General features: G+C 38.6%; 10 protein-coding genes. 8 read left to right on the top strand and 2 right to left on the bottom strand.

What is annotated here, in order from left to right; genetic code table 11:
* Positions 1 to 89: 89 nt before the first annotated feature.
* A complete protein-coding gene (locus tag Q7O55_RS09215; protein WP_303929886.1) occupies positions 90 to 1,574 on the bottom strand; it encodes a DASS family sodium-coupled anion symporter in 1,485 nt (494 codons plus the stop codon).
* Between the two features lie 394 nt (positions 1,575 to 1,968).
* Here Q7O55_RS09215 and infC point away from each other — a divergent pair, with 394 nt between their 5' ends.
* The 6 genes from infC to Q7O55_RS09245 all read left to right on the top strand — a co-directional run bounded on the left by infC (position 1,969) and on the right by Q7O55_RS09245 (position 4,558).
* Positions 1,969 to 2,487 carry a translation initiation factor IF-3 gene (gene infC / locus Q7O55_RS09220; RefSeq protein ID WP_008601314.1) on the top strand — a complete coding sequence of 173 codons (519 nt, stop codon included), beginning with the start codon at positions 1,969 to 1,971 and terminating at the stop codon, positions 2,485 to 2,487.
* A 20-nt stretch (positions 2,488 to 2,507) separates the two neighbouring features.
* Positions 2,508 to 2,705, top strand: coding sequence for a 50S ribosomal protein L35 (gene rpmI / locus Q7O55_RS09225; protein WP_004696338.1), 198 nt, complete (start codon positions 2,508 to 2,510; stop codon positions 2,703 to 2,705).
* 46 nt (positions 2,706 to 2,751) lie between these two features.
* Positions 2,752 to 3,102 carry a 50S ribosomal protein L20 gene (gene rplT, locus Q7O55_RS09230; RefSeq protein WP_004696335.1) on the top strand — a complete coding sequence of 117 codons (351 nt, stop codon included), beginning with the start codon at positions 2,752 to 2,754 and terminating at the stop codon, positions 3,100 to 3,102.
* A 122-nt stretch (positions 3,103 to 3,224) separates the two neighbouring features.
* Entirely contained in the window at positions 3,225 to 3,443 is a 219-nt protein-coding gene (locus Q7O55_RS09235; protein WP_303929888.1) for a hypothetical protein, read from the top strand.
* 80 nt (positions 3,444 to 3,523) lie between these two features.
* Positions 3,524 to 3,775, top strand: coding sequence for a hypothetical protein (locus Q7O55_RS09240; RefSeq protein ID WP_303929891.1), 252 nt, complete (start codon positions 3,524 to 3,526; stop codon positions 3,773 to 3,775).
* A 141-nt stretch (positions 3,776 to 3,916) separates the two neighbouring features.
* Positions 3,917 to 4,558: a PdaC/SigV domain-containing protein gene (locus Q7O55_RS09245; RefSeq protein ID WP_303929893.1), complete on the top strand. Its 642-nt coding sequence runs from the start codon at positions 3,917 to 3,919 to the stop codon at positions 4,556 to 4,558.
* Between the two features lie 76 nt (positions 4,559 to 4,634).
* Here Q7O55_RS09245 and Q7O55_RS09250 read toward each other — a convergent pair whose 3' ends face one another.
* On the bottom strand, positions 4,635 to 4,826 hold the full coding sequence (locus Q7O55_RS09250) for a hypothetical protein (protein ID WP_303929894.1): 192 nt from the start codon (positions 4,824 to 4,826) through the stop codon (positions 4,635 to 4,637).
* A 184-nt stretch (positions 4,827 to 5,010) separates the two neighbouring features.
* Between Q7O55_RS09250 and Q7O55_RS09255 the strand changes: the two genes are divergently transcribed.
* On the top strand, positions 5,011 to 6,231 hold the full coding sequence (locus tag Q7O55_RS09255) for a hypothetical protein (protein ID WP_303929896.1): 1,221 nt from the start codon (positions 5,011 to 5,013) through the stop codon (positions 6,229 to 6,231).
* A gap of 11 nt (positions 6,232 to 6,242) precedes the next feature.
* Complete coding sequence (locus Q7O55_RS09260) at positions 6,243 to 6,602, top strand: MmcQ/YjbR family DNA-binding protein (RefSeq protein WP_303929897.1); 360 nt, start codon at positions 6,243 to 6,245, stop codon at positions 6,600 to 6,602.
* Positions 6,603 to 6,734: the final 132 nt, after the last annotated feature.

Consider the following 6,734-nt stretch of genomic DNA (forward strand, 5'->3'; position numbering starts at 1 on the left):
AAAGACCCTTATAGGGTCAGAGCAAACCACCCGTTTTACGGGTGGTTATGATTATAAGGGGAATAACAGCGTTTTATCGTTTCATCCCGCTATGCGATACCGATCCAGTGCCAGTATGTGAGTGTAAATACGAGCATCATGATATAACCGATTATGGTCAACGGAATACCGGTGGTCATAAATGTTTTCACGTCAAAGGTTTCCGTACCGTAGGCCACCATACCCTGCGGCGAGTTGACCGGCAGAATCAGGCCGAAACAAATGGCGTACTGCATGAGCATGGTCACACCGAGCGGATTGAGTCCTTCTGCGCTGTGCCCCATGACGATGGAGATAACGATCGGAATCATTGCCGATGAAAGGGCTGTTGCGGAAGCGAAACCTAAATGGATGATGATGAGAAATGCCGCCATAATGGCGATGAGCAGGAAGATGCTGGCTGTTTCGAGGGAAAAGGCGTTTACGAATACTTCTGCAAGCCAGGTGGCCGCTTTTGTTTTCAGGAGAACGGAACCGAGCCCGATGCCGGCACCGAACATGACGATGGATCCCCAATCGATATGTTGCTGCGCAAACTTCCAGTCCATGATACCGAGCCCAGGAAAGAAGAACAGGGCAATGGCGACGATGGTCGTCGTAGTTGTATCGATGGAATGCAGTTTACCGCCGGTAGCCCATAATGCGAGAAGCCCGATCGAGATGCATAACAGTTTCTTTTCATCCGCTGTCATGGGGCCGATTTCATTGCGCATTTTAGCCAGTTGTACATCGCCTCCGACGAGCTCCCTGAATTCGGGTCTGATTAACAGCTGTGTCACTATGTAAGTGATAACTGCCATGGTAATCGAGAACGGTGCCGCCGCGATGAGCCAGTCGGCCCAGCTGATGCTGGCGTTCATCTGTGTCTGCATGAAACCTACAGCTACAAGATTCTGGGCTGCCGCCGTCTGAATCATGATGTTCCAGAACGAGTCCGCCTGAACGGCACCGACCATGAGGAGGGCGGCGACTCTGCTCTTTCGTTCAATACCCAGATTTTCAACGATCCCTATGATAATCGGTGCCAGGCAAGCGATACGGGCTGTCGCGCTCGGCACAAAGAAGGCCAGGATGAGCCCCGTAATGATGACGCCCAGATAAATCCGGCTCACCCTGGTGCCCACGCCGGACAGTACGAGCATGGCTATACGCCGGTCGAGGCCGGTCTTGCGCATGGCTACGGAAATGAACATGGCGGCACCGACGAGAATCATGGCCGGTGTCGAATAACCGGAAATGATGAGCTTCAACGCACTGGTCGTGCCTAAAAATTTGGCGGGGGCTTCGGGATTCGGAGAAAATCCCAACAGTAGTGCCGTAAGAGCCGTAATCATGGTGGCGCTTACGGGATAGGATACGGCGGATGTCATCCAGAGGATGACGGCGAAAGCGAGGATGCCGATCATACGGTGTCCTCCTGTGGATAAAGTGTCCGGAGTCGGCAGCGCCATAATACCGCCCAGAATGATAAAGGCGAGTATAAGTCCCGCATTCTGTACTGATGTACGAGATTTTTTCATTATAGATTCAGACATGACAGTACTCCTTTCTTAAGGATAAAATAAGGTTTCGTTATCGAAATGAATATATAAAGGTACATAAAAATATAATTTATACCATTATTATTTAAATATATTGTATACTTTCAGAGGCTGATTTGTCTGTAGCGAATTATATATATGCATAATAAACATAATAACCGTGACCGGTATGCCGATATCTTATAAGTAATCGTAATTGTGCCGGCAGCGGATACCATATGATATTTATCGGTAGGGCTTGACAGTATATATTTGATCTGATATCATAATTAAGTAATTTATGAAGCAGAGGCCATCCGCCACTCACCTGATATCGAGAAGTATGAGGTTAATATAGAGAACTCTATTCGGATGGTGTTTGCCATCCGTTTTTTTATTTCTCTTGGAGGTGAACGCTATTAGCAAGGATACACCACGTATTAATGAAGAGATTCGTGCCCGCGAACTTCGTGTCGTTGGTCCTGAAAATGAGCAAATCGGTATTATGTCCGGTCGTGAGGCATTGGCATTGGCCGAGGAACAGCATCTTGATCTTGTGGAAATTGCACCTAACGCTAAACCGCCGGTAGCTCGCATTATGAACTACGGTAAATATCGTTATGAACAACAAAAACGCGAGAAAGAAGCGAAAAAGAAACAAAAAATCGTAACTTTGAAAGAAGTCAAATTACGTCCACATATTGAAGACCATGACTTTTACGTTAAAATGAAAAATGCATCCAAATTCTTGGCGGAAGGCAATAAGGTAAAAGTAACCATCATGTTCCGCGGTCGTGAGCTTTCACACCCTGAACTCGGCATGGCGGTATTGACACGTTTTGCTGATGAACTCAAAGAAACGGCGTCTATTGAAAAAGCAGCTAAGTTGGAAGGTCGTAACATGACCATGATTTTAGTAAGTAAATAAGGTATTGGGAGGATTATATTATGCCAAAAATTAAAACTCGTCGCGCAGCGGCTAAACGTTTCGCAGTAACTGGTACTGGTGAATTCAAGCGTGCGAAAGCTTTCAAAAGCCACATTCTTGAGAAAAAATCTCCAGCTCGTAAACGTAATTTACGTAAAGCCACATTGGTTGCAAAAGCTGACCATAAACGCGTAGCTAAATGCTTACCATACGCTTAATCGTTAACTATTAGATCGATACATCGTAATTTAGGAGGAATATACAATGGCAAGAGTGAAAAAGGGCGTTACAGCTCATGCACGTCATAAAAAGATTTTAAAATTAGCTAAAGGTTACCGCGGTACACGTTCCCGTTTGTTCAAAAAAGCTAACGAAACAGTAATGAAAGCGTTGTACTACGCTCGTCGTGACCGTCGTGCGAAAAAACGCGAATTCCGTCAATTGTGGATCGCTCGTATCAACGCAGCGGCTCGCATCAACGGTACAACTTACAGCCGTTTCATCGCTGGTTTAGCTAAAGCAGGCGTTGAAGTTAACCGTAAAATGTTGGCTGACTTGGCAGTTAACGATGCAGCAGCATTCGCTAAACTTGTTGAAGTAGCTAAAAACGCTTAGTAGCATAACAATATACATTGAGGACTCTCTTTGGAGGGTCCTTTTTTATGTGGTGAAAGTATGATATAGTGAAAATACATATCGTGTTGTGTAAAAGTGGGAGAATAGAGGAGGAGTAGGTAATGGAACAGTTATTTTATCTGTTGATACCTTTAGGACTTTGTTTGTTTTATTTAGGTATTAAATACACGATTCGCTTTGGTAGAGCTAAGATGCTCTATGAAATGCCCTATGTAAATAAAGAAGGCACCTTTACGTTAGAGCGAGCAGGTACTTATGGCCTATGGCTTAGTGGAAAATTTTTACAAAGGCGCCTATTGGCGAATTTGGTTTTAACTTAGTTGATGAAAAAACGGGAAGGACAATTCCTTTATTTCTATCTATTATGCGTGCCCGAGTTAATGGCATTACTCATTCTAGAATGGAATTATATACCTTTGATGCGGGTCCAGGCACCTATAGACTATCCGTTACAGAAGATCCCTTTGTACTAGATGCAGTTATGAAAAAAGTAGGCGATAAGGTGATTAAAGGTGCTATTAATTATAATCAATTTACTATACAAATCTATACACATACTTCCTTTATTTTAAGGTTTATATCAATTTGGATGATTGCACTTGGACTTATTATTGCTGTATTAGGCGGAGTTCTTCCTAACACTTTAGTGTGAAATAGTAGATAGTTTTGGCTATTTTATATAATGAATAAATTATCAGAAAAGTGAAATAGTAAAAGAGGAGTTTTATCATAGCTTGTAGAACTAATACAGTAATAACCTATTTAAAGGTGTTTGTTAAAAGGAGACAGTATTATGGGAATCTTTAAAAAGCTATGTATGACCTCTATATTAGGTGTTATGTTGGCGGTACCTACGTATGCAACTGTTGTTACAGGTAGTCAATCTGATATAAATTTAGATTTAAAGTATCCTTTAGTTTATACAGATCATGCTTATGCTCAAAGAGTTATTAATACAGACATTGCAAATTATGTACTTGAAGCAAAGGATATGTATTATAACCGACATATTTATCAAGTTTCTCAAAACTATAAGGTTACCTATGAGGATAGTCAAGTTGTTTCAATCTTACTAACAACCTATTATTACTACGCCGGAGCAGCTCATGGTATGTATAATACAAGAGGTCTTGTATATAATAAAGTAACAGGTCAACGTATTCCATTATATAACTATGTGAAAATTGCAAATGCAGAACAATTGGATAACGGCCTACGATCTCACGTGTTAAATTATTATACAGGTAATCATACAAAGAGCTATATTCCAAGTGGATGGAGTGTCAAATATGTGACAGATAATTACTGCTTACGCGGTAAGGGGAATATAGATTTAGTTTACCAACCATATGAATTAGGTCCGTACGCAGCTGGTAATACTTATATTGGTTTTACACCAAAATCTATTGAATACTTTAACAGAATGAACTCCTGATAAAAGTATGTTGCCATATTAATCCTAACTGTATTTTGATGAATTAAATAGTATTCTTGTAATATACGACAAAAGCCTATAGTACATTTTTAGTATTATAGGCTTTTAGTATACTTACCAAATTATCTTCTATATCCGCCGCATCCTCTTGTATTTGAGTTTGAGCCACAATAACTTTGGCTGGTATTATTACAAAATGTATTATTATTACAGTTGTATTGAAAGTTTGTATTACAATTTGTTTGTGATCCATTGCATACGTAATCATATGCAAATCCTGTAGATACAGCAGCAGTCACGGCTAAGAATGTCATGACAATTATACGTTTTGTAAATTTCATAGATATCATCTCCTTGTTTCTATATTTATATTGTACTACTATGAGTCAAATAAAATATGATATTCTATATATATAATATTGGGGAGACATTATGTGAAAGGATGAGAGTTCATGATGAAACGTGCGTTAATGGCTGCACTATGTTTTAGTTTTGTGACATTAGGTAGCCAAGCAATTGATATTAATATACCAGGTGCAGATCCCACAATTTCAAAGGATGCATATCAAAACTATCGTAAGTCGGATGCTACAGCTAAGCAAATGGAGTCTGACGTAAATACTATGATAAGAAAACAATATGCTGATAATAAGCCTAAAACTTGGACTATAGATGAGTTAGTTTACTTTACAGAGGAATTAAATCATTCTGCAGGCTTTTCATCTTCTGTGTTTATTTTAAAGAATGATGGAGCAAATATAAAATTTACCATTCCTTCAAGTAGTCGATTTGGAGTAACTGTTAAAGGAGATCCTATGACTACAGAAGTAAAACGGGGCAATTTTATCTTTAATGAAGGTAATTTAAAATACACGATTCACAAGGAAAAAGAAGGGAAATCTAAGGCCAATACATTCTCATATCCGACTATTAAAAATGGTTCATGGGAAGTTAGACAAAATCAAAAGGGAACTTTAGAAGGAGTCCTAAACTTTAGAATGAAAGCTGATCCTTCATTATCTTATCAAGTTGCTTATGATTTAAGTAAGTCTAGAGAACTAGAATTGCTAAAGAAACATAATCAAGAATATGTATATAAAGAGCTAATGTCACCATTAGTTAATTATGTATTACCTTCAATTGAACCAGCAAAACAAGTACTTTCAAGGACTAAACCATTTACTATAAAGGGATTTACATTCCAAACACTTAAATCGAGTAATTTAACGTATAGCGGTACTGAGGCTGATGCTATCTATAGTTATGATGGTAAAGGGTATCGTGAGGGTGTCATGGTAAGAGAATTAACTCCAAAAGAGCTGGCGAACAAACATAAATTATTTTCGGAAGTAATAGAGTTCTTTACGATGTATAAGCCTTATTCTGGATATAAACCAATCCAATATGCCACTGTATGGAATGATGCTACTCCAGCTATTTATATGGAAGTAGAACGATCTGCATCAAAAATGTATATTCAATCGCTATATGATGATAAATATTTATATACCCACTTTATAATGACAGACTTAGATATTAAAACTCCATCAAAAGAATTAAGGGATGTTGTTCAATATGCTGAAAATTTAAATGATAAAGAACAATATTCAAAACGAATGGCCGGTATGAGTGCTATACCAAAGGGAATGTATGAAAGATCAACTGTTAAATAAGATAGGGAATCATGAATCGTAATAATTTTATTAACTATTTACAACAAGAATACATATGTGATATCGATTATCCATGGGAAAAATATCCTGACTATGTAGTAATCAGATGTAGAGATAATAAGAAATGGTTTGCTGGAATCTTTGCTATTAAAGGCTATCAAGTAGGTTTAGATACAAATGAACCTATGGATGTGGTTAACCTAAAATGTGAACCTGATTTAATTCCTACCCTAATTCGTGAAAGTGGAATCTACCCTGCGTATCATATGAATAAACAACACTGGATCTCGGTGGATATAGAAAGATATGAAGATATAGAGAAACTTAAAATGCTAGTGGATATGAGCTATCAGTTGGTGGGGAAGCAGTAAGAGCATTTAGACTAAATTAATATTTAAAACAAAACTTAAATTGCAATATGAAATTGAACAGTATCCAAATCTACAATAATTCTATTAACTTCTTCAAGAAAAACATCCAAGGGGGTTCTATAATTTAGAATC

The sequence above is a fragment of the Veillonella parvula genome (assembly GCF_945949885.1).
Taxonomy (GTDB): domain Bacteria; phylum Bacillota; class Negativicutes; order Veillonellales; family Veillonellaceae; genus Veillonella; species Veillonella parvula_B.